The sequence below is a fragment of the Humibacillus xanthopallidus genome (genome assembly GCF_044793955.1).
GTDB classification, from domain to species: Bacteria; Actinomycetota; Actinomycetes; order Actinomycetales; family Dermatophilaceae; genus Humibacillus; species Humibacillus xanthopallidus_C.
Window position 1 is genome coordinate 3,850,936 of the sequence record NZ_CP084995.1, and the last position, 20,848, is coordinate 3,871,783.

General features: G+C 69.4%; 15 protein-coding genes and 1 pseudogene. 6 read left to right on the forward strand and 10 right to left on the reverse strand.

Features of this window, described 5'->3' with window-relative positions:
* Nucleotides 1-483: 483 nt before the first annotated feature.
* Both LG278_RS17415 and LG278_RS17420 read left to right on the forward strand, forming a co-directional pair.
* Nucleotides 484-870, forward strand: a complete 387-nt coding sequence (locus LG278_RS17415) for a hypothetical protein (RefSeq protein WP_404388770.1) — start codon at nucleotides 484-486, stop codon at nucleotides 868-870.
* A gap of 420 nt (nucleotides 871-1,290) precedes the next feature.
* Nucleotides 1,291-2,331: a hypothetical protein gene (locus tag LG278_RS17420; protein ID WP_404388771.1), complete on the forward strand. Its 1,041-nt coding sequence runs from the start codon at nucleotides 1,291-1,293 to the stop codon at nucleotides 2,329-2,331.
* Between the two features lie 878 nt (nucleotides 2,332-3,209).
* Here LG278_RS17420 and LG278_RS17425 read toward each other — a convergent pair.
* Nucleotides 3,210-3,845 (reverse strand): GNAT family N-acetyltransferase, encoded by a 636-nt coding sequence (locus LG278_RS17425; protein WP_404388773.1) that lies wholly within the window; start codon nucleotides 3,843-3,845, stop codon nucleotides 3,210-3,212.
* Between the two features lie 1,107 nt (nucleotides 3,846-4,952).
* Entirely contained in the window at nucleotides 4,953-5,387 is a 435-nt protein-coding gene (locus LG278_RS17430) for a hypothetical protein (protein WP_404388775.1), read from the reverse strand.
* Nucleotides 5,388-5,545: 158 nt separating this feature from the next.
* Between LG278_RS17430 and LG278_RS17435 the strand changes: the two genes are divergently transcribed.
* The gene (locus LG278_RS17435) at nucleotides 5,546-8,035 is read left to right on the forward strand and encodes an ATP-binding protein (protein WP_404388776.1); all 2,490 of its coding nucleotides are present in this window, start codon (nucleotides 5,546-5,548) and stop codon (nucleotides 8,033-8,035) included.
* Here the strand turns inward: LG278_RS17435 and LG278_RS17440 are convergent.
* The 3 genes from LG278_RS17440 to LG278_RS17450 all read right to left on the reverse strand — a co-directional run bounded on the left by LG278_RS17440 (nucleotide 8,001) and on the right by LG278_RS17450 (nucleotide 10,680).
* Nucleotides 8,001-8,666, reverse strand: coding sequence for a hemerythrin domain-containing protein (locus LG278_RS17440; RefSeq protein WP_404388777.1), 666 nt, complete (start codon nucleotides 8,664-8,666; stop codon nucleotides 8,001-8,003). The genes LG278_RS17435 and LG278_RS17440 overlap by 35 nt on opposite strands.
* 236 nt (nucleotides 8,667-8,902) lie before the next feature.
* Nucleotides 8,903-9,766: an ABC transporter permease gene (locus LG278_RS17445; protein ID WP_404388778.1), complete on the reverse strand. Its 864-nt coding sequence runs from the start codon at nucleotides 9,764-9,766 to the stop codon at nucleotides 8,903-8,905.
* Entirely contained in the window at nucleotides 9,763-10,680 is a 918-nt protein-coding gene (locus LG278_RS17450) for an ABC transporter ATP-binding protein (protein ID WP_404388780.1), read from the reverse strand. The genes LG278_RS17445 and LG278_RS17450 overlap by 4 nt, the downstream gene beginning before the upstream one ends.
* A 292-nt stretch (nucleotides 10,681-10,972) precedes the next feature.
* On the opposite strand from LG278_RS17450, the gene LG278_RS17455 reads away from it, so the two are divergent.
* Nucleotides 10,973-11,608, forward strand: coding sequence for a hypothetical protein (locus LG278_RS17455; protein ID WP_404388781.1), 636 nt, complete (start codon nucleotides 10,973-10,975; stop codon nucleotides 11,606-11,608).
* 546 nt (nucleotides 11,609-12,154) lie between these two features.
* Here LG278_RS17455 and LG278_RS17460 read toward each other — a convergent pair.
* A pseudogene (locus LG278_RS17460) lies at nucleotides 12,155-12,517 on the reverse strand (transposase); the annotation flags it as partial.
* Nucleotides 12,518-13,655: 1,138 nt separating this feature from the next.
* Here LG278_RS17460 and LG278_RS17465 point away from each other — a divergent pair.
* Nucleotides 13,656-16,022, forward strand: coding sequence for a catalase (locus LG278_RS17465; protein ID WP_404388783.1), 2,367 nt, complete (start codon nucleotides 13,656-13,658; stop codon nucleotides 16,020-16,022).
* Between the two features lie 141 nt (nucleotides 16,023-16,163).
* On the opposite strand, the gene LG278_RS17470 is transcribed toward LG278_RS17465, so the two are convergent.
* From LG278_RS17470 to LG278_RS17480, 3 genes are read right to left on the reverse strand one after another with little or no spacing between them, the layout of a single operon-like run.
* Entirely contained in the window at nucleotides 16,164-16,787 is a 624-nt protein-coding gene (locus tag LG278_RS17470) for a DUF3618 domain-containing protein (RefSeq protein WP_404388784.1), read from the reverse strand.
* Nucleotides 16,784-17,239: a phage holin family protein gene (locus LG278_RS17475; RefSeq protein ID WP_404388786.1), complete on the reverse strand. Its 456-nt coding sequence runs from the start codon at nucleotides 17,237-17,239 to the stop codon at nucleotides 16,784-16,786. Before LG278_RS17475 ends, LG278_RS17470 begins: the two co-directional genes overlap by 4 nt.
* The gene (locus tag LG278_RS17480; RefSeq protein ID WP_404388787.1) at nucleotides 17,236-18,027 is read right to left on the reverse strand and encodes a hypothetical protein; all 792 of its coding nucleotides are present in this window, start codon (nucleotides 18,025-18,027) and stop codon (nucleotides 17,236-17,238) included. Before LG278_RS17480 ends, LG278_RS17475 begins: the two co-directional genes overlap by 4 nt.
* A gap of 264 nt (nucleotides 18,028-18,291) precedes the next feature.
* Here LG278_RS17480 and LG278_RS17485 point away from each other — a divergent pair, with 264 nt between their 5' ends.
* The gene (locus tag LG278_RS17485; protein ID WP_404388788.1) at nucleotides 18,292-19,092 is read left to right on the forward strand and encodes a sigma-70 family RNA polymerase sigma factor; all 801 of its coding nucleotides are present in this window, start codon (nucleotides 18,292-18,294) and stop codon (nucleotides 19,090-19,092) included.
* A 663-nt stretch (nucleotides 19,093-19,755) separates the two neighbouring features.
* On the opposite strand, the gene LG278_RS17490 is transcribed toward LG278_RS17485, so the two are convergent.
* Nucleotides 19,756-20,553: an SRPBCC family protein gene (locus LG278_RS17490; protein WP_404388789.1), complete on the reverse strand. Its 798-nt coding sequence runs from the start codon at nucleotides 20,551-20,553 to the stop codon at nucleotides 19,756-19,758.
* Nucleotides 20,554-20,848: the final 295 nt, after the last annotated feature.

Sequence of the window (20,848 nt, forward strand, 5' to 3'; positions counted from 1 at the left end):
AGCATCGACCCTGCTACCTGGGCGCCGCGCACGTTGGTGTCGTCGAAGAGGACCGTGCGGCCATGCAGGCAAGCGTCCGGCTCGTCCTGCCCCGGCTGGCCGCAGCCCGGTAGTCCACGCGCCGGCCCGACCTCCCCAAGTCGGCGTTCTTTCCCAGCGTGACCGCGGAAGTAGAGCGAGGCGCCATCGGCTCGGGGGTCCCAATAGCGCCTCGCATCGTGTACATCTGTTCGGGCAAGGGTGGCGTTACAGACGTTGATCCCCTCGAGGACTGATAGCGATTCCCATGAGTGGCCCGCAGCGATCCCTCTCGTCAGCTGCCGGCACCGCAACCGAGCCCTCCCTGCTAGCCCGCACGCCCGCGTCGTCCAACCGCCGGACGTTGCTGGGCGCGGCCAGTAAAGTTTGCGTCGTACGGGGGCGCTCAACCGACGGGGGGGCGGTCAACCCGGCTGTCCTTCCGGCAATGGAAGGGAGACAGGAATGCGCAAGTTCTTCGCCGGGGTCGCGGTCGCGACCCTGGCAACAGCGGGAGTGGTGGGAATGTCGGGCACCGCCCAGGCCATCCCCGACAACAAGGAGCCCGAGGTCTGGATCTGCGACGGCGTGGAGAGGGAAATCTTCGCCGGGGGACGGAGCGCCTGGATCAACGGAGTGCACTACCACGCCGTGATGCTGAGGTTCGGGGGAGTGTTCACCCCAGAGGGCGGGGGCGAGCCCATCGAGGAGTTCGAGACGAAGACGTGGGCCGGGGGCCGGGGACTGGACGACCCGGATCTCGTCCGATGCACCTTGCACTTCGAGGAGACGGTGCCGGGCGAGGGCACGTTCGTCGGCGACGGGCTCGCCTTAGCTGTGCCCGTGCGCTGACAACCGCTCGGTGCAAATGGCAAGGCAGGGCAAGGCAGTTCAAGGCAGGGACGCTCAAGGGGCGTGTCGCACCGCCCCTTGAGCGCTCACCAGGGCGGGCCGGGCGTGGCCCGGCAAGGGCATCGCTGGGCGCAGCAGAACCCACGACCTGGCCGGGCCGGTGAGGGAACGGCCAGGCACGTGGGCGCGGCCCCGGGATGCCCAAGGAGGCCCGGGACCGCGAAACCGCATGGGCCGAGATGGCATGTCCGATCATCGGCTGACGGGTCGCGCCTGCACCGCCCCGCTATCCACATCCGGGGTGCGTATTCCGCTGTCGTGCCGGAGGTGATCTGTCAGCGTAGGAACTGCAGGCATCACCTCCCTCTGCCGCGACCCTGACGGGCGGGACAGGGGAACTTCAAAGATGAAGGGACGGCCATGATGGTCAAGGACGACACGAACGCCGGCGCCGAGAATAGCCCCGACGCGGACGAGGTCACGCAGCTGCAGAAGGGCTACGAGAAGCATCTGGAGAAGGCGCGCACGGATCAGGGCCAGAAGCTTGATGGCCAGCTCAAGGCGCTCGAGAAACTGTCGAAGAAGTACGAGAAGGACGCGCGCAAGGGAGCCGACACGACGGGGCTCGACCTCGAGGCGATGCGAGCCGACTTCAAGGCCGCCGCCGAAGGCGACGAGGACGGCGCGTTGGCGCGGTTCGAGACGGCGCAGGCCACCTGGGCGCCCCGCCTCAGCAAGGCGGTCGCTGCAACGGGTGTCGACCCGAAGCGGGGCAGGGCGGAGGCGAAGGCGGTTCTCGGCGACGACGTACCCAAGGACCTGCCCGCCACGGCCACCCGGGACGCCGACCGGCTGATGGCGTCGGAAGGCCTCGTCGGGTACTCGGTCAACATCGCGTCATGGTGGGTCCCGCCACCGCCGCCGCCGGCAGTCTCGACGCTGACCATCCCCAAGCCGTACACGCTCGGGTCGACGCGCAGCGGCGCAACAGCCGACCGCACCACCGGTGCCTTGAGGAGCTACAACCACGTGGAGGTCGGCAATCAACAGCAGCTGGCATCCGTAGGCGGCACGTTCACGGCGGACGCCGCGGTGCGCCGGATCCGGGTCGAGACCATCGTCGACACCTCCTACTGGACGGTCATCGGGGCAATCTTCGGGTACGCGTCCGCCGAGGTGATCATCAACCTCAAGGTCCTCGACGGTGCGACCCTCCGAGGCAGCCAGCGTCTGAGTCTGCTCCGCACGATCTCTGCCGTGTTCTGGATCTCCAGCGACAGCGGCTCAGGTGCCTACACCCTCGCCTGCGAGTTCGACCACGCCTACGGCACACCCAAGACGTACGCCGCCCTCGTCGAGCTCGAGACCTGGGCCGGAGGCGGGGGACTGTTCGTCGTCTCGCCCGCGACCGCATCCGGCACGGCCACACCGCGCAACGTGACCGTCACGCTGATCCGCTGACCTTCCACAAGGCAACCAAGCGAACGCGCCGCAAGGGAGGCTGTACCCCCGCAATGCAGGCGAGACGCCACCGACTCGGGGGCTCGATGGCGCCCGGGCAGGACGCCGCGACACCACCCAGCACGGGCAAGTCGCTTCCTCCACGGCCGGGCCTGCGCGAGAATGATTCCTACGAGCGTCCCTGCAGCCCTTCCGCCCGTCAGCGGCTGGCACCGCAACCCGGCCCTCGCTGCTGCCCCGGCACGCCCGCGCCATCCAGCTCGCCACAGAGGGGCGCACCTACGAGGAGATCGCCGACGAGCTCGGCTACGCGAACCGCGGCACCGTCCACCACATCGTCCACTCCTGGCTGGCCCGTGACCGGAATCTGGCGGTCGAGGAACACCAAGAGCTCGAGATGGCACGACTGGACGCCCTGCAGGTCGCCCTCTGGGACAAGGCCCTCGCCGGCGATCTCGAGGCGTGCCGGGAGGTGCGCGCCATCCTCATGGCCCGGGGTCCGGCTCCTCGGGCTGACCGAACGCCCGAATTCGCCGAGGGTTTGGACGCCTCGAACCGTGGTGCTCTCAGCCGAGGACCGGACGGTCCTCGGCCTCTGAATCGCTCGTTAGACCGACGCCCACGACGCGCACGCCGTCGCGGTGGTCGCGGTCCGCACCGAGGGTTTGCGGGTGCTGTCCTACGACGGCGCGCTCGAGGCTTGCGGATGTTGCCCGACCGCCGCGAGAGCTGACCCGGCTACGGGTCCAGACCGTCAACCGGCTCCACAGGCAGCGCCCCACCGCCGCCACCATATCGATGGGAGTCTTCGCGCCGCCCGGGATCCGACCAGGGCGCCCGCCGCGGCGCGATGGTGGTGCATCCACGCGGTCTGTGAGTCAGTGCCCGCCGATAGCCTCGTGCCAGGGCCGTGGGTCGGTCCGCAGCAGGGAGTAGAGCAGTACGTCTTGGTTGCGGCCGTCGTTGAAGAACGCGCCGCGTACGGTTCCTTCGAGTACGAAGCCGCACTTATCTGCGATGCGGCGGGAGGCAACGTTCTCGCCGACGATCACCAGGTGGATGCGGTGCTCCTTCTTGACGGCGAAGAGGTAGTCCACCAGCTGCTGGACCGCCTCGGTCACGAATCCACGTCCGGCGTACTCATCGGCGTAGAGCTGGTAGGACAGCTCGAACGCATCCCAGTAGGAGACCGGACGGAAGAACTCGATGTGCCCGGCAATCTCGCCCTCTGGGGACTCTATGACGAGCATCCCCTCGGTCATCTGCCAGAAGCCGTGCTCGGCGAACTCGCCACGGAAGGCAGTCTGGGACATGACTCCGAGAGGGAAGTACGCGCCTCGGCTGCGGATGTTGGTGTGTGCGTCGTACAGCACGTCCAGATCCACCTCACGGACCTGACGCAACGTCACGGACTTACCCGCTAGCACGGTCCCAGCGTAGGCCCCCCGCGAGCTCACGACGAGCTCGCTGGAAGGCCGGCCGTTGTCGGTCGCGTGCCGGTAAGGCATCGCCATCAGTGGCATAGCAGAGCGAGAATGATTCCCATGAGCATGCCCGGGGCCGTCCCCATGGTCCGCGGCATGCACCGCAACCGGGCCCTAGCCAGGCCCCGGCACGCCCGCGCCATCCAGCTGGCGACCGAGGGCCACACCTACCAGGATATCGTCGACGAGCTCGGATCCGCCAACCGCGGCACGGTGCACCACATCGTCCTTCAGGCCCTGTTCCGTGACTGCAGGGACGCGGTCGAGGACCACCAGCAGCTCGAGATGGCACGCTTGGATTCCCTGCCGGTGGCGCTCTGGGACAAGGCCATCGCCGGCGACATCCACGCAGCCAGCCGGGTGCGCGCCATCATCATGACCAGATGCCGGGTGTTGGGCCTGGTTGCACCGGGAGCCTCCCCTATCGTGCCCGGAGACCGGCTGCGAAGGTCTCAAACATCGCCCCGGTGTCGGCGACCAACACTCCGCAGGTGCTGTGTGACTGTTCGGCGAGGTGTCCATCGAGTCCGTAGTACTGGATTGGAATCCCGTGACAATCCAACGCAACGAACGGGTTGGGCCTGGTCTGCTGGTAGGTGCCGGTGAAGCCAAGCGCGGTCAGGAACTCCGCGATCTCGTCGATGTCCGCGCACGGAAGCATCGGAATGACCTTGGGGGGGCATACCCCATTCTTGCCACCCTTTGTGTGCACCCGCTCGGACAGGCAGGACCACGCACACGCCGCGCCCGCGCTGTCCGGGTCCAAGCGCTACCGGACCAACTCCAAACCGAGCTCGCGAGGCGGGTGAAGGTAGTCAGGTTAGGCCAGCGAGGTAGCGGTGGGCACCTGAGGTCTTCCCGCGCAGCAATGTTGGCACTCCCATCCGCGCAAGGCGCCGACGCCTACCCAGGCGGCGACGCACCCCCTAAACCCAGCTAGTGAAGGGCCTCGAAGCCCGCGTCACCTCGCCGCCTGCGGACTCGAGAACTGGAACGGGCCTAGCGTCGATGCGCGAAGGCTCGCACGTCGCGATGATGAGCCACCCGTCGGCGGTGGTCTCGCTGATCAAGGCAGCCGACCGCTGACAATGCGCGGGCCTGTGCGGCGGCCTGGTGCTTCGATGGCACGGTGTCGTGTCAGGCCGGCGTGAGCGTGGTGCGACGCAGCCGCAGCACACCGAGATAGGTGGCGGTGACGAGCAGGCCCACGTACACGTCGTTCTCGAACCACCCGAACACCGTCTGCTGTTCGGCGCCGAACGTCGTCGGGTAGTAGAAGAACGCGATGCCGAGCACGGTCACCAGGTAAGCGATCACCGTGAGCTGGGCCCACTGCTCTTTTCGGCGGGCCAGAGCCGCCATGCCGAAGGCCACTGCGTAGAAGCCCCAGGCGAGCGGGGTGTCGACGGTGAAGGTCGGGTCCTCGATGCCCGCGACCCACGCGTAGATCGTGTGAACGACCGACAGAGCGAAAGCGGCGACGAGCACACCCGACATCTGGCGGCCATGAGTCGACGTCCGCACACCCGCGTCGGTGCCGGGCGCGGTGCTGGTCATGTGGGTGGCGGTCATGGTCGTTCCTCTCGTCGGTGCGGCCGGATGCCGTCAGGTCCCAGCCTCGCGTCGCGGCGAGCGCCATCCCACCCACAGCAGGCCCACACCGGCACCACACCTGGGCAGCCCGCTCGAAGCACTGACGCACCCGGCATCCGACGGCTAGCGTCTGACCCGTGGATTCGGGTGCGGCGCCGGGCGACTTCGCCGTCGTGCTGCGCCGCCTGCGCGAGTCTAGGTCGCTGACCCAGGAGGAGCTGGCCGAGCGAGCCGGCTTGACCGCCAAGGCGATCGGCGCCCTTGAGCGCGGTGAGCGCCGACGCCCCTACCCGCACACAGTCCGCTGCCTCGCCGATGGGCTCGCCCTCGACGACGACGAACGTTCCACTCTGGTCGCCGCCGTCCCCAGCCGGGATGCCGGGCCACGGGTCGGGGCGGCACCGCACGTCCGGCAGGTGGCCGGCTCTACGCAGTCCACCTCCGCGCCAAGGCTCCCCCCCAGCAGCCGGGTGGATGCCGGTGGGACGGCATCGGCTCTTCGGACACCGGCACCGGCACCGGCGCTCGGTGCCTCCTCCGCCAACCCGCCTATGCCGACGACGCCGCTCATCGGCCGCGAGGCCGACCTCGACGAGCTGGGCACCCTCATCCGTTCGGGCACTCACCGGCTGGTGACCGTCACCGGGCCCGGCGGGGTCGGCAAGACCCGACTCGCGATGGAACTGCTGTACCGCGAGGCGGCGCAGTTTCCCAGTGGGGCTCGCGCCGTCGACCTCGCTGCCGTGCGCGAGCCGGCCCTCGTGGTGCCAAGGATCGCCGCCGCGCTCGGCCTGCCCGAGGCCGTCGGCGCCGACCCACTCGACGCACTCGTCGCCCACCTGCTCGGGTTGCGTGTCCTGCTGGTGCTCGACAACCTCGAGCAACTCACCGGTGCGGCGCCGCTGCTGGCCGACCTCGTGGCGCGGTGTCCCGATCTTGTCGTCGTGGCGACGAGCCGGGCCGCGCTTCGAGTGCGCGCCGAGCACGAGCTCGTGCTGGGGCCGCTGGCCACCCCCGCGGACGACGACCTCGCGACGGTGGCGTCCTCCCCTGCCGTGGCGCTCTTCCTCGACCGCGCCGCGGCGTCCGGGTCACCCACCCCTGTCACCGAGCACGACGCGGCCACGCTGGCGGCGATCTGCCGCCGGCTCGACGGCATCCCCCTCGCGCTCGAGCTCGCGGCACCGGGCCTGCGGCTGCTCTCCCCCTCGACCCTGCTCACGCGGCTGGAGCAGACCCGGCTTGGAGCCGGGCCGGGCGGCCTCGGTGCCGGCCCGCGCGACATGCCCGACCGACACCGCACCATGGCCGCCGTGCTCGACTGGAGCATGGACCTCCTCGAGCCCGAGGAGGTCGACCTCTTCACCCGGCTCGCGGTCTTCAGCGGTGGGTTCTCGCTCGACGATGTCGGGCCCGTCGCGCACGACGGTGGCGACGCCGACGTCCTGCCCGCCCTCGGCGCGCTCGTGGACCAGTCCCTCGTGCTGCGCGTGCCCGCTCCGGACGACGAGCCGCGGTTCCGGCTGCTCGAGCCGGTGCGGCAGTTCGCGATGCAGCGCCTGCACGAGTCGGGGCTCGCCACCGAGACCGCCGACCGGCACGCCGCACACTTCCACGCTCGAGCGACGGCGTTCCGAGATCCCCTCCAGGGGCCGAGTCTCGGCGTCGCGCTCGACCGGCTCGAGGCTGACCACGCCAACCTGCGCTCGGCCTACCTGCGCTTGCTCGAGCTCAATCGCGACGGCGATGCCGCCGACTTCGCGGGCAGCATCTGGCTCTACCTCGCGCTGCGTGGACACGCCCGTGAGGGGCTGGCGTGGCTCGACCGGATCGGGGCCGGAGCATCCGATGTTGCGCGCTGCCGGGCGCTGACCGGGCGGTTGGGTCTGCTCATGGTGACCGGCGACGTCGAGGGGATGAGGCACGAGACCGACGAGGCCGTGGCCCTGTCGCGACGCGTCGCCGATCCTGGGGTGACGTGCGAGATCCTGCTCCTGGCTGGGCAGGGCGCGGTCTTCGCCGGCGCGCTGCCCGAGGCCGAGCGGCTGCTGGCGGCCGCTGCGGTGGCGGCCTCGGAGAGCGGGCGCACCTGGGTCGCGGCACACGTGCAGCTGGCCCAGGGTCTGCTCGCCCTCACGGCGGGTGATCTCGACGCAGCCGCGCTCGTGCTGCCGGAGGGCGTGGCCACGGCGCGTGAGCTGGGCAACCCCTTCACCTTGGCCACCGCACTCAACATCAACGCCACTCGCACCGAGCTGCTCGGCGACGAGCCCTTGACCGCCGCCCTGCTCGGTGAGGCGGTCGCCCTGTCGCTCGCGGCGCGGCTGAGCTGGACCCTCGGCTACTCCCTGCCCGCGCTGGCGAGCCTCGCGCAGCGGGTGGGCGACCCGGCATCCGCGGCCTGGCTCTTCGGGGCGGGCGCCTCGATCTCGGCATCGGATGCCGTCGACCCCACCTTCCCCGTGTCGCGGGCGCTGTCCGACCGCGGGCTCGACGCCACCCGCGCCGTTCTGGGGGAACGGGAGTTCACCAGCGAGTGGGACGCCGGTCGCACCGCGAGCGACGCCGAGATCCAGGCCCGCGCCGCGATGGTCATGACACGCGCAGGCGGCGGACGTAGCGCTTGAACTGCCACGCGCCGACCGTCTTCAGCAGGACTCGGATCGGCAGCGGCAGGTTGCCGAGCATCCTGGCGCGCTCCTCGTCGTCGGCGTCCTCGAGCACCAGGCCAAACATGATCGGCAGCTGGCTGGGGCTCATCGAGTCCTTCCCGTGTTCGCCCATCTGGCGCCACTCGGCGGCGGTGACGTGGCGTGAAGCCAGCGGCAGGATCTCGCGCTCCTCGAGGTCGAGGTGCTCGACGAGCGCCGCGGTGAACCCCTCGAAGAGGGTGGCGAGCTGTTTGCCAGCGGCCCTGGTCGGGTTCGCCTCCCAGGCGGCCAGGGCAGGGGTGATGGCCTCGATGTGAGTGTCGACGGCGTGGTGCTGGGCCAGCATGGTCTCCACGAGCCCGGTCGACGGTGCGGCCCGCTCGAGCAGCAGCGGCCAGAGCACGATGTCCTCGCCGGTGTGGTGCATCTCCAGGCCGGCCATGCACAGACGCAGGTGGTCGGCGACGACCATGGCGCGGCGGATGTCGCCATCGGGTGTCGTTCGGATGAGGCCGGCGGCAGCGGCGGACTCCCGCCGGAAGGCGCGGTGGACGACGACCATCTCCTGGACGTCGGGACGCTGGTGGGTGCAGGTCGTGGCGGTCACGGTGACTCCTGGTTGGCTGGCTGGAACTGGTGCCTCCAGCCTCACGACGGATGCCGTCCCACCCCACCCACAGCGCCCCCACAGCGCACCGACACCAGTGTCCAGGGCGGGCATCGACTTAGCTCGCGGGGCAGCACCCCACGTCGCCCGCGGCCGCCGCTGCTTGGACTCCTCAGGACGCCTGCGCCCCATTGCCACAGATACTGACTCCGAGAGCCACGAACGGAGTGGGTCGGTCAGCGCACCCACTGGAGGCTCGCCTCACGTGCCGCCTCGACCTGCGACCCGGTCTGGCGGCGCGCCATGCGCCGCAGCACCCGCGGTGTCACCAGAGCACCCGCCAAGGCCCAGATCCCCAGCACGACAACGGTCTCCGTGGTGCGCCAGCTGCCGGTCACCTCGAGAGCCGCGGCCTCGTCGGGGAGGAACGCGGACCGCATGCCGAGCGCGATCCAGTACGTCGGGAACACCTGGGCCACGACCTGCACCCAGCCCCACAGCGCCTGGATCGGGTAGAAGATCCCCGAGATGCCGGTGAGCACGAGCACTGGCAGCATCCCCCACGTGCCGACCTTCTGGGTGCTCGGCACCAGGGCCCCGATGACCATCCCGATTGGCATGGTTGCCAGCAGCCCCAAGGGGATCACCCACGCGATGGTCAGCCAGCCGGACGGGTCCGCCATGAGGTCGTCGAACAGCAGGAAGCTCGGCACGAGGATCACGACCATCTGCGGCAGCAGCGAGAGCGACTGGAAGAGCAGCTGCCCGGTGAAGTAGCCCTGCAGGCCGTGCGGCACTGCCTTGTGTCGCAGGAGGGTTCCGTCCTCTTTCTCCATCGCGAGCGCATACGCCGGACCGATGATCACCCCGAACGCGATGAGTGCCCCGAGGATGCTCGGCAGAGCCACCGAGGGCAGCAACAGGTCGGTGCCCTCGACCTCGGTGTCGCGCCGGAGGAACAAGTAGCCCACCGTCGCCGCTCCGGTGAAGAGGTAGAAGCCCTGGTCCTGGGTGCTGCTGATGCTCTGCCCGAACTCGGTCCAGCCTCGGCGCAGACCGAGACGAATCGCGTTCCGCGTAGGGCTGCTCGCCGACGTCACTGGCTCACCTCCGCGAAGAGCGTCGCCGCCGCCTCACCATGGCCGGCCTCGTGCTGTCGGACGAGCGTCAGATACGCGTCCTCCAGGCTGGCCCGACGCACCTCGAGGTCCTGCACCTCGTCGCCGAGTTCTGCGAACAGGGCACGCACGAACGCCGTCGCATCGGGCACGGACTCGCTGTGGCGGGTGCCAGCTGCGGTCCACCGCACCTGCGCCTCCCCCTCAAGGCGCCGCGACAAGCCGTCGACCGTGTCGTCCGCAACGATCCTCCCGGCCGCAAGCACGAGCACCCGGTCGGCGAGCTTCTCCGCCTCGTCCAGGTCGTGAGTCGTGAGCAGGATCGTGGTTCCCTCCGTGTCGGCGAGCCCTCGGACCAAACGATGGAACTGACGCCGGGCCTGGGGGTCGAAGCCGGCCGTGGGTTCGTCGAGGAACAACAGCTCGGGGCGTCCGACGATCCCGACCGCGACGTCGAGTCGACGCCGCTGCCCACCGGACAGGGTGGCGATCTTGCGGTCTGCGAGGTCGGTGAGCCCCACCGTGTCGAGGAGCCGGTCGATGTCGTGGGGCCGCCTCCGCTCAGGGGTCGAGTAGGGCGCGAAATAGCCGCCGAGCTGGTTCAGCAGCTTGCGTGGGGTCCAGCGCGGGTGGTCACGCCACGACTGAAGGACGACGCCGGTGCGCGCTCGCCAGTCCTCGTCCGCATGCCCCGGATCCTGGCCGAGCACGCTGACCTCGCCTGCCGACCGGATCCGAAATCCCTCAAGGATCTCGATCGTCGTGGTCTTCCCTGCACCGTTCGGGCCGAGCAGGCAGACAACCTGGCCCGCGGCGACATCGAAGTCCACCCCGGTCAGCACGTCATTGTCTCCGTAGCGCATCCGCAAGTCGCGAACACTCACAACCGGTTCCATGGCCCCTCCCCAGCACCCGTGGAACACCCGGACCCACAGCAGCCTAGGAGTCCGCGCCGACAGCCGCCAGAGGCTGAGGCTGAGGGCGGCCGGCAGTGAGGTCGAGTGATAGGCGGGTCGACGGCCGCTCTGTCACAATCACCGAATGGGTCGGGCACCCTGGTCAAGGACAAGGACACGCACCGGAGTTGCCGCGGCGCTGACGTGCTTGCTGCTCGTCGCGTGCGAGTCCGACGCGGGGACGCACCCGCCCACCGAGGCCCAGCCCGCGCTGTTCTCTCCCACACCGAGCATGACCCCGGTCGATGCGTCCCCGCACTGCCTGGTGCGCAGCGAAGTGCCGTTCGGGCAGGAACCCCTGACGTTCGAGACCCTCTGGCCGGTTAACGACGGTGGCATCCTGCAGCAGCCGACACAGGCTGTGGCCGGCCGCGACATCGCGCAGTGCCCGGGTACGCTGCCGGCCGAGCCCAGCTGCCACGAGCCGCCGTGGACGGGTCTGGCCCCGGACGACTTCTTCATCGCGAGCGGCTCCCGGCGCCTCGTCGAGGGCAGCATCACGGCGGACCCGAGGGCGGGGCCGGGGGGCGCGCGTGGGTCGCCACGGGCGACACCCACCCCGGCGGTCGTGGAGCAGTCGGTGGACTTCGCCGCCCTGGAGTTCGCTGCCGGCGATCGTCGCCGGGTGGGCGAGTTCCTCGAGGACGCCGCCACCCGGTGTGCAAACGCGGCTCCGGCGGTCATCGGCGGGCGCTTCGCGATGGTGGGCAGGGTGCCCTCGCACTACCGGGCGGGTTCGGCCCAGATCGTCGTCGTTACCGATCCGCGAGGGGCTGTCTGGTTGGTGGTCGACGGCACTTCGACCGTCGCGCGGAGCGATCGCGACCGCATTGTGACGGCCGCCGCCGACCGCCTGCTGCCCGACTAGCAGTCGCTTGGAGGGGGCGCCAGTACTGGGGCGCCCGGCGCGAATCTGCGGATGTGCCGAGGGCTCACCATCGCCGCGCGCGGACGCACCCCGCGTCTGTCATGACCGCCTACGACGCCCGGTGGAAGCTCGAGAAGTGGCTGCCCCGGCGGGAAGGCCGGTGAAGGGCTGACACCGTCACCATCGCAGCGTTTGCGAGCGACACTCGTGCCGCGGTCGCCGGCATGGGCGAGCGATATCCGCGCCGGGCGAGACGTCGAGGTCGCGCTGCACGTTCCGGTCGCCGTCGACACGGTCGCGCCGTCCATGGCGTCCGCGCGAGACACCGATCCGGCCGCGTTGCGGGGCACGGACTCGCTGACCAACCCCACGGATGACCCAGCAGCAGCCGCCGAGAAGATCAGCGACGGCGTGAGGAGATCGCTACTCATACTTCATCGTTGGCGCCGACTCCGCCGAGGTGTTGACCCCGGTCGTCGCCCAGCTGGCCAGCCAATAACCCGCGCAGCTCCTCGGCCCGGCACGGTGCGACGCTCCTATGCCTCGTCAAGCAGCTGCGGCCCCACTTTCCAGTAGGCGGTAGAGGTCGCGTGCGACGTAGCGTGCCAGGCAGCGTTTGATCTCGCGGCTGGTCTTTCCCTCAGCGGTTCGACGAGCGACGTAGTCGCGGGTGGCCGGTTGATACTGAATCCGGATCTGGACCACGGTGTGCAGTGCCGTGTTGAGGTGCCGGTCGCCGTAACGGTTCAGCCGATACCGCGTGGTGACCTGGCCGCTGTTGGCGGGGATCGGTGCCACCCCGGCGAGCATCGCGAACGCGGCCTCGGAGTGGACGCGGCCTGGGTGGGACCACGCGCACAACACCGTTGCCGCGACGATCGGTCCGACGCCGAACTCCTCGAGCAGGTCAGGGCGCCAGCGGCGGATGATGACCACGATCGCCTTCTGCAGCTCACGCGCCTCCTTCAACATCGCGTGCGCGCGACGAGCCAAGGTGCGCAGCGCGAGGACAGTGCTGGCCGTCTCGACGTCCCACCCTGAATGAACGCGCAGCTTGGCCGCAGTTTTGAGCATCGTGGCCAGCTTCTGGCCACGGAAACGGGCGCGGTCCGGCAGTCTGGCATCCGCGATGGCAGCTCGTCTGACGGAGGCCGGTCGAGCGACCCGGACCTCATGCCCCGTCACGGCCGTCATCGTCGAGGACGGCCGGGCCACAGGTTTGCGCACCGCCGACGGTGAGCAGATCAGGTGTCGTCGTTGCATCGTCGCGGACGTCGCGGCTACCTCGCTCTACGGCGGGCTGGTCGACTGGCGACACCTGCCCACGCGACTGAGGCGGCGCATGACGAGCTTCGAATGGGATCCCTGCACAGTCAAGGTCGACTGGGCCCTCGATGGCCCCATCCCGTGGATCGGTGCACCCGACCGCGCCCCCCGGGAGGGTGCACCTCCCCACCTCCGTCGACGCCCTCGCTCTCGCCGGGGCGGAAGCCGCGGCCGGCGTCGTGCCGAGGGGTGGTCTTGTCCTCGTCGGCCAGATGGCGACAACCGATCCGACCCGCGCCCCCGTGGGCGGCGAGTCGGCTTGGGCCTATGGCCACGTGCCGAGCACGGTGCGCCAGCTCAGTCGCGCGGCGGATGGCCAACGAGCCATCGAGCCGGGGCCCTGGTGCCACGACTCGGCCGAACGGATGGCGGACCGGGTGCAGGCACGCGTGGAGGGGTGCGCACCTGGCTTCGCCGATCGGATCACAGCGCACCGGGTCCTTGGGCCGGTCGAGCTCGAGAGCCTTGACGCCAACCTCGTGGGCGGCGCCCTCAATGGTGGCACCGCCGCTCTCCAGCAACAGCTGGTGTTTCGCCCGGTGCCCGGGACGGGGCGGGCCGAGACCCCGATCAAGGGCCCCTACCTCGGGTCGGCGTCAGCCCACCCGGGCGGAGGCGTGCACGGGGTGTGCGGTTCCAATGCAGCACGTGCGGCACTGGCTCACGCACGAGTACCCAGCTGGCTCAGACCTGCTCGACGTGCAGCATCTCCACCCGAGGTATGACCAGCCGGTGTTGCGGTGGGCGCGGCTCGTCCCGAAAGGACGCCCACAGCCTCGCGTGTCAGACCCCTGGAGGTGTTCGCGGTTCAGGGTCGCCGGCGAGCTCTCTGACCTCGCCTGACCAGATCGCTGCTGCTTGGGTAAGTGGTCCGCACCGACCGAAGGAGATCGTTGTGGAAGAGCCCTGGACCCCGCCCACTGTCGCCGAGCCTGGCGAGCCCCACGACCCCTATTCCCCGCAGCCCGACCAGCTCGCCCCTGAGGTGGTGTCCGCGACGGGCAAGCCCACAGGCGCTCCCGAGGCGGCACGGGCGCAGTCCGGTGCCTACCTCACGACGAGTCTGGGTGCGCGGTTGCGCGACACGGACCACTCGTTGAAGGCTGGTGCGCGGGGTCCCACGCTGCTGCAGGACCATCACCTGCGCGAGAAGATCACCCACTTCGACCACGAACGCATCCCCGAGCGCGTCGTGCACGCGCGAGGAGCCGGGGCGCACGGCGTCTTCCGCGGCTACGGCACCGCCTCGTCCCTCACTGTGGCGGGCTTCCTCGGGGACGGCGTCGAGACGCCGGTTTTCGTGCGGTTCTCGACGGTGCTGGGCTCACGTGGGTCGGCCGACACGGTCCGTGACACCCGTGGCTTCGCGGTGAAGTTCTACACCGACGAGGGCACGTTCGACCTCGTCGGCAACAACATGCCAGTCTTCTTCATCCAGGACGGCATCAAGTTCCCCGACGTCGTGCATGCCGCGAAGCCACATCCGGACCGCGAGATCCCGCAAGCACAGTCGGCCCACGACACCTTCTGGGATTTCGTGTCCCTCCACACCGAGGCCCAGCACCACACGATGTGGAACATGTCGGATCGCGGTATCCATGCCTCTTACCGGATGATGGAGGGCTTCGGCGTCCACACCTTCCGGCTCGTCTCTGCCGAGGGCGAGACGACGCTCGTGAAGTTCCACTGGAAGCCGCGGGCGGGTGCGCACTCCCTCGTCTGGGAGGAAGCGCAGCTCGCCGCGGGCGGGGACCCCGACTTCCACCGCCGCGACCTCGCCGACGCCATCGCCGCGGGCCACCTCCCGCAGTGGGAGCTTGGAGTCCAGGCCTTCCCCGACACCCCGGAGCAGATGTTCGAGGGAATCGATCTGTTGGACCCGACGAAGCTGGTTCCCGAGGAGATCGCTCCAGTCCAGCCGATCGGTCTGCTCACCCTCACGGCCAACCCCACCAACTACTTCGCGGAGACCGAGCAGGTCGCGTTCCATGTGGGCAACCTCGTGCCGGGCATCGACGTCACGAACGACCCACTGCTGCAGGCTCGGCTCTTCTCCTACATCGACACCCAGCTCACCCGACTGGGCGGGCCGAACTTCAACCAGATCCCGATCAACCGGCCCCAGGCACCGGTCAACGACATGCTGCGCGACGGCTTCCACCAGCACGCCGTCCACAGCGGCGTCGCCCCCTACCGACCGAACTCCCTCGACGGTGGATGTCCCTTCCATGCCGGCGCCGCCGACCGCGCGTTCGTGGAGGTACCCGCCGCTATCCAGGAGAGCCAGAAGGTCCGCGCCCAAGCGCGCTCGTTCGACGACCACTTCTCACAGGCACGACTCTTCTACCACTCCATGAGCCCTGTGGAGCAGGACCACATCAAGGCGTCCTACGCGTTCGAGCTTGCCAAATGCTACGAGCAAGCGATTCGCGAGCGACAGCTCCAGTGCCTGGCCAACATTGATGTCGACCTGTGCGCATCAGTCGCCCTGGCGCTTGGACTGCCCGCCCCAGACCCGACGATCGAGCTGGTTGACGCCGAGCCGAGCCCTGCCCTGTCGCAGGTGGGCACCCCCTACCCGGCCGACGGCCGCAAGGTCGGCATCGTCGTCGACGCGTCGAGCGACGCGGGCGCCGTGTCCGCGATCGCCGCGGGTGTCGAGGCGGGCGCCATGGTGCCTCTCGTCATCGCGCCACACGGTGGCCGGATCGGTGACGTCGTCGTGTCGCGCACCTACGCGACTGCCCGATCCTTCGAGTTCGACGCGCTCCTGGTCGTGGGCGCGACACCCGCAGCCGACGGCGTGCCCGGCATCGACGCACGCGCGGCCCAACCGAGAGCCGACGCAGCTGCACCCACCGACCCGCGAATCGCGCTGCTCATCGTAGAGGTGTGGCGCCACAGCAAGGCCCTCGGCGCCGTAGGTGACGCCGGCCTTAGTGCTCTGAAGGCGGCGGGAGTCGCGCGTGACGGCGCCGGTGTCATCACCGGAGATGACGTGAACCGGCCAGAGGGCGTCCTGACGGACATGGCCGAGCTGCTCACGCTCCACCGGGTTTGGGAACGCTTCGCCGCCACCGGCCGCTGACCCACTGACGCGACGCCCGGTGCACAGGAAAGGCCGGGGCGTTGCGCCAACCTGGCGGGGTCACCTGCTCTGTCCGCGTAACCGTGGGGACGACGGAGGGCGCAGACCCTGTCGGTCTGCGCCCTCCGTGCTGCCGTGAGGTCAGTGCTGCTCGCGCACCGCGCTCGCGGAGTCGGTCGCACTGTCACGCACGTCGCTGGTGGCCTGCTGAGCCTCCTGCTTGACGGTGTCGGCCGAGGTCTGCGCCTGGTCCTTGACGGCGGTCACGGCCTCGGTTGCCGGGCCCTTGAGGTGCTCGCCCGCCTCGGCGGCCGCGTCCTTGACGGTCGACTGCGCTGCCTCGAGCACGGGCGCTGCCTTCTCCTTGACCGTCTCGCTCAGCTCGCGCTCCTTCTGCGAGGCGGGCAGCAGCGAGCCCAGCAACCACCCGGCGCCGAGGGCGATGAGCCCTGCGGCCAGGGGGTTGCCGACCGCCCGGTCCTTGACGGCGGCCGCAGCACCCTGGGTCTTGTCGCCGACGTCGGACGCCAGGCCGGATGCCCGGTCGGCGGTGGAGCTGCCGGCGTCGGACGCGCTGCCCATGATGCGGTCCTTGAGGCCGCTGGCCTTGTCCTTGACCTTCTCGGCCTGCTGCTTCGCCAGATGGCTGGGCGTGACCGACTCACCGAGCGCGTTCACGTCACGGCTGAGGTTGCGACGGGTCTGCTCGATCTCCTCGCGGATCACGTCGGGGTCGTTGCTTGTATCGCTGTCGTAGGTGCTCATGTCGTCTCCTGTCCCTTGAGGGCATCCGGAACTCGCTTGGTGGTCTCGAGGGTCCGGGGCATGCCACTCACACGTCTCATTTCCTTACGGCCCATCGCAGCGAGGACCGCTGCGATCACGGCCCAGATGGCCATCACGATGACCGCAGCCCAACCCCGGTTGTCGATGGCTCCCGCGATCCACTCCCACACGGCGAGGGAGAGGAAGAGAGCGGCCATCCAACCGCCCAGGGCCGCGCCGCTGAAGAGGCCCGCAGCCTTGCCCGCCTGCGACGCCGACTCCCGGGCCTCCGCCTTGGCCAGCGCGACCTCCTGGCGCATCAGCGTCGACAGGCCTGCACTGATGTCGCCCACGATGTCGCCCAACGACGCCGTGTCGGCCTTCTCGTGAGCACTCACGTCGTCGACGGGACCTGTGTGCGAGCCCATCGGGCGCGATGCCTGGGTGCTCATCGCTGCCCTTGGCCGAACTCGGCGCCCTCCACACCCTCCATGCCGAGCCGGGGGTGGGTGTAGGTCACCGGGTCGATGCCCGCGTCGACGCGCGTCGGGTCGGTCCCGACGCTCGTGACCGGCGCAGCGGCATACCGCGGGGTGGCGCTGAGGCCGACGTCGGCGCGCGAGTCGGCGCTCGTGGAGCCGGCGGAGCTCGCGGTGAGCCCGCGCGTCAGCCGCCCGCCGATGAGGCCGACCACGGCGGCGGCGGCGAGGAAGGTGCCGGGACGCCGGCGCGCGAAGTCGCGCACCTCGTCGAGGACCTCCCCCGGCTGCCGCTGCTCGAGCCAGCCGGCCACCGACTGCACCCGGTCGGCCGCCTGGCCGGCGAGGTCGGTCGCCATGCCGCGCTGCTCTGAGGTGGAGGCCATCTGCTTGAGCTCGTCGCCCAGGCTGCGCAGGCCCTTCACGGCGCGGTCGCTCTGCCCCGAGGCCTGAGTGGTGGCCTCGCCGCGGAGCTGCTCCAACAGGGTGCTGATCTGGGTGCGCGCCTCTGCGACAACGTCCTTGGCCTCCGAGACGGCCGTGTCGGCCACCTGGCGACCGCTCTGCGCGGCGTCCGAGGTCACCGACGCCGCCTCCTCGCGCACTGACGTGGAGGCGGCACCGTTGCCGCTCGAAGACCCCGACCGGCCCGCCTCGGGCGTCGTGCCCGAGAACGGCTCGACCGGCTCGCTGACCCCGGTCGGGGATGCGCTCGTGACCGACGTGGAGTCGCCGTATGCCGCGTGCTGCGGCTGTGTCATGGCGTCAGGCTCGTCGAACGACGTCCCCGACGGGATGTGTGGATACTGAGTCATCTGCTTGGCCTTTCTCACCTGCCGGCCGCTCCGAGGTCTGCTCGGACGGGACGTGTCGGCGGACGATATCTGTCTTACTTGCCACTACCCACGATCCCCTGCCCTTAACGCATTGAAGGTATTGCGTTGTTGGCGGGGCAGGTGGCAATCTCGTTGACAGACAGAGCGGTCCAGAAGCGCGGCTCATCCTCCAGTTCCTTGGAGTGGGTCATGTCCCGTGCTCAGTGTGGTTCTCGGTCATCCTTCGACACGAGGGATCGCCTCACCGACCGACTGTTCTTGGATCTACGTCGCGGGGAGGTGTCGAGCCGGACGGACGTGCTAGAGCGCATCGTGCGCCTCTACCTCCCGCTCTGCTCAACGATGGCCCGTCGCTACGACGGGAAGGGCATCGAGCTCGACGACCTCGTTCAAGTGGCCCGGTACGGGTTGCTCAAGGCGATTGAGCGCTACGAGCCGGGGCTGGGTCGCTCCTTTGCCGCCTACGCGGTCCCGACGATCTCTGGAGAACTGAAGCGCCACTTCCGTGACCGCGCGTGGGTGGTTCGACCCCCGCGCCGCATCCAGGAGCTTCGGACGGAAGTCACCGCGACTCGGGCTGAGCTTGAGCAGCGTCTCGGGCGCTCTGCGACTGAGCATGAGATTGCAGAAGCCCTCGACTTGGCCGCCGATGACTTACAGGAACTGGCGCTTGCCATGAGCTGCTTCCGTCCGACGTCGATCGACGCAGCTATCGCTGGCGATGGGCTGGCTGAGTCCGCTGCCACGCTGCCCTACGAGGACGGCGGGTTCGAGTTCGTTGAGGACCACGCCTGCCTGTCGCGGGAGCTGGCAAAACTGGATGCGAGGTCGAGGAGGTTGCTGGCCTTGCGGTACGGCGATGAGTTGACGCAACGCGAGATTGCTGCGCTGCTCGGTATGACGCAGATGCAGGTGTCGCGGGCCCTTGCCCGCATCCTTCTGGGGCTGAGGACAGCATTCGCGATCGAGGACCACGACCGCTCTGCATGACATGCCTGCAAAGCCAAGCATCTGGTGAGGAGCCCTGGAGACGTGATCGACACAAGTCTGACCACTGCCGGGGCGCCGGGCTGCCGATGAGCAGATCAATCCCGGCTCCCATGACCGATGGGCCCAGGCAGACGACGCGATTGTCACGCCATGCGCAGGACTGGGCGGTCGCCAGACCGCCGCAGCGCCCGGGGGGCTTCTCGAGTTGGTTCTCCGCGTGCGAGACCTGGTTGACGAGCGAAGTGGCACGGCGGCCGCGAACTCTGGGGACCCGCTGTGGGTGGCGTCACTCCCGCGTGTCGGCTGCCGGGCCTCGTGGGCGTAACACAGGCCCTGTGGCCGTGGCCTGGTGTTCACCCACGTCCCAAGCCGGCATGATCGTACGGCCCTCGACGCGGTGCGCGTACGTCGACGACGGCCCGCGCGTGGCCTCTGCTGCAATGGGTGACGGGCATCCAGCCAGCGCGAACGTCGCCGACCTGCCGACGACGAGAACTCGGGAAGGCTCAAGAGCGTCCGTGGGACGTCAGGCTGCCTCACGGTGCTCGCTCGAGGTTGGCGGGGCCGCCTTCGGCGGAGCGCCTCTCCCCGCGTGGACCGCCGAAAGCCTCAGCGTCCCCATCCAGCCAACAAGGGATGGGGACGCTGAGGTGGAACCGAGGGCTAGCGGTTCGACGCTTGGTCGCGTGCGGCGCCAGCGTCCGTGGCTGAGGGTGGGACATCAGAGGCGCCGGCCTCAATCTCCTCATCCGTAAGCATGCGCACCGTCCCGCCCGCTCCAGAGTCAGCCGTCTCACTCACATACGCCGGCTCAGGGATCATGTCACTGTCCTGGTCCGTCTCGGACGTCGCGTCCTTCGAGCCGGACCTGACATTGACGGCGGCGGCAGCGGCCGCGGCGGCAACCCCGAGACCGGCAGCGACAGCCTTACCCGAGAGACCGGCCTTGCCTGAGTCCCCACGCGAGGCAGCGGCGTCGTCGACGCCAGGACTGCCGACCGCTCCCCCGCTGGCCACAGAGCCACGCCACGCACCGGTGGCATAGCCCTCGGACTCGATGAACTGCTTGAATCGGGTGAGGTCATTCTCGGCCTGGTTCTCGACGATGTTGAGCTTGTCGCCGACCTTCTCCACGAGCCCCTCGGGCTCGTACTCCAGCACCAGAGTCACCGAGGTCTGGTCACCGCCCAGATCCTCAAAGACCACCGAGCCGGCGTTGGTCGCACCAGCGGTGGCAGCCCAAGACACCTTCTGGTCCGGCACCTGCTCAAGAATCTTGGCCTCCCACTGGCGACGCACGCCAGCAATCTCCGCAACCCACTCGAGGCGGTCGTCGCTGAGTTGCGTGACGCTCTGGACACCACCCATGAACTGGGGGAAGTCCTCGAACTGGGTCCACTGGTTGTAGGCCCGGCTGACCGGGACGTTCACCATGATGCTCTTCTCGACCTGCGTAGTCATGCGATCTCCTTCTTGCTCGCGGCGGGCACCTGCCAGCGGCTGGCACCCCACCTGTTCCTTCACCGTTCCCACGCATGACCCGTCTCAACCCGATCGCCTTCGAGTTTCATGAGTGGCGCAGCGTTGCCCGTGTAGTGAGGCGTCGATCCGTGGGCTCGAAGGCTGCCTGTGTCCGTTGCCACCGCGACCGCGGATGGCTGGGCGGGCCATCGAGGCCGGGCGGGCCTTGACGGACCCCCGCCGGCGGCCCTCGTCAAGGCGGTGTCGACCGACGGCGCTGGCCGGTCACGGTGGA

Excerpts from the sequence above, each read along its gene's own strand:
- LG278_RS17415 (WP_404388770.1), top strand. The coding sequence starts at position 484 with ATGCGCAAGTTCTTCGCCGGGGTCGCGGTCGCGACCCTGGCAACAGCG.
- LG278_RS17420 (WP_404388771.1), top strand. The coding sequence starts at position 1,291 with ATGATGGTCAAGGACGACACGAACGCCGGCGCCGAGAATAGCCCCGAC.
- LG278_RS17425 (WP_404388773.1), bottom strand. The coding sequence starts at position 3,845 with ATGGCGATGCCTTACCGGCACGCGACCGACAACGGCCGGCCTTCCAGC.
- LG278_RS17430 (WP_404388775.1), bottom strand. The coding sequence starts at position 5,387 with ATGACCGCCACCCACATGACCAGCACCGCGCCCGGCACCGACGCGGGT.
- LG278_RS17450 (WP_404388780.1), bottom strand. The coding sequence starts at position 10,680 with ATGGAACCGGTTGTGAGTGTTCGCGACTTGCGGATGCGCTACGGAGAC.
- LG278_RS17455 (WP_404388781.1), top strand. The coding sequence starts at position 10,973 with ATGACCCCGGTCGATGCGTCCCCGCACTGCCTGGTGCGCAGCGAAGTG.
- LG278_RS17465 (WP_404388783.1), top strand. The coding sequence starts at position 13,656 with ATGACCAGCCGGTGTTGCGGTGGGCGCGGCTCGTCCCGAAAGGACGCC.
- LG278_RS17470 (WP_404388784.1), bottom strand. The coding sequence starts at position 16,787 with ATGAGCACCTACGACAGCGATACAAGCAACGACCCCGACGTGATCCGC.
- LG278_RS17475 (WP_404388786.1), bottom strand. The coding sequence starts at position 17,239 with ATGAGCACCCAGGCATCGCGCCCGATGGGCTCGCACACAGGTCCCGTC.
- LG278_RS17480 (WP_404388787.1), bottom strand. The coding sequence starts at position 18,027 with ATGACACAGCCGCAGCACGCGGCATACGGCGACTCCACGTCGGTCACG.
- LG278_RS17485 (WP_404388788.1), top strand. The coding sequence starts at position 18,292 with ATGTCCCGTGCTCAGTGTGGTTCTCGGTCATCCTTCGACACGAGGGAT.
- LG278_RS17490 (WP_404388789.1), bottom strand. The coding sequence starts at position 20,553 with ATGACTACGCAGGTCGAGAAGAGCATCATGGTGAACGTCCCGGTCAGC.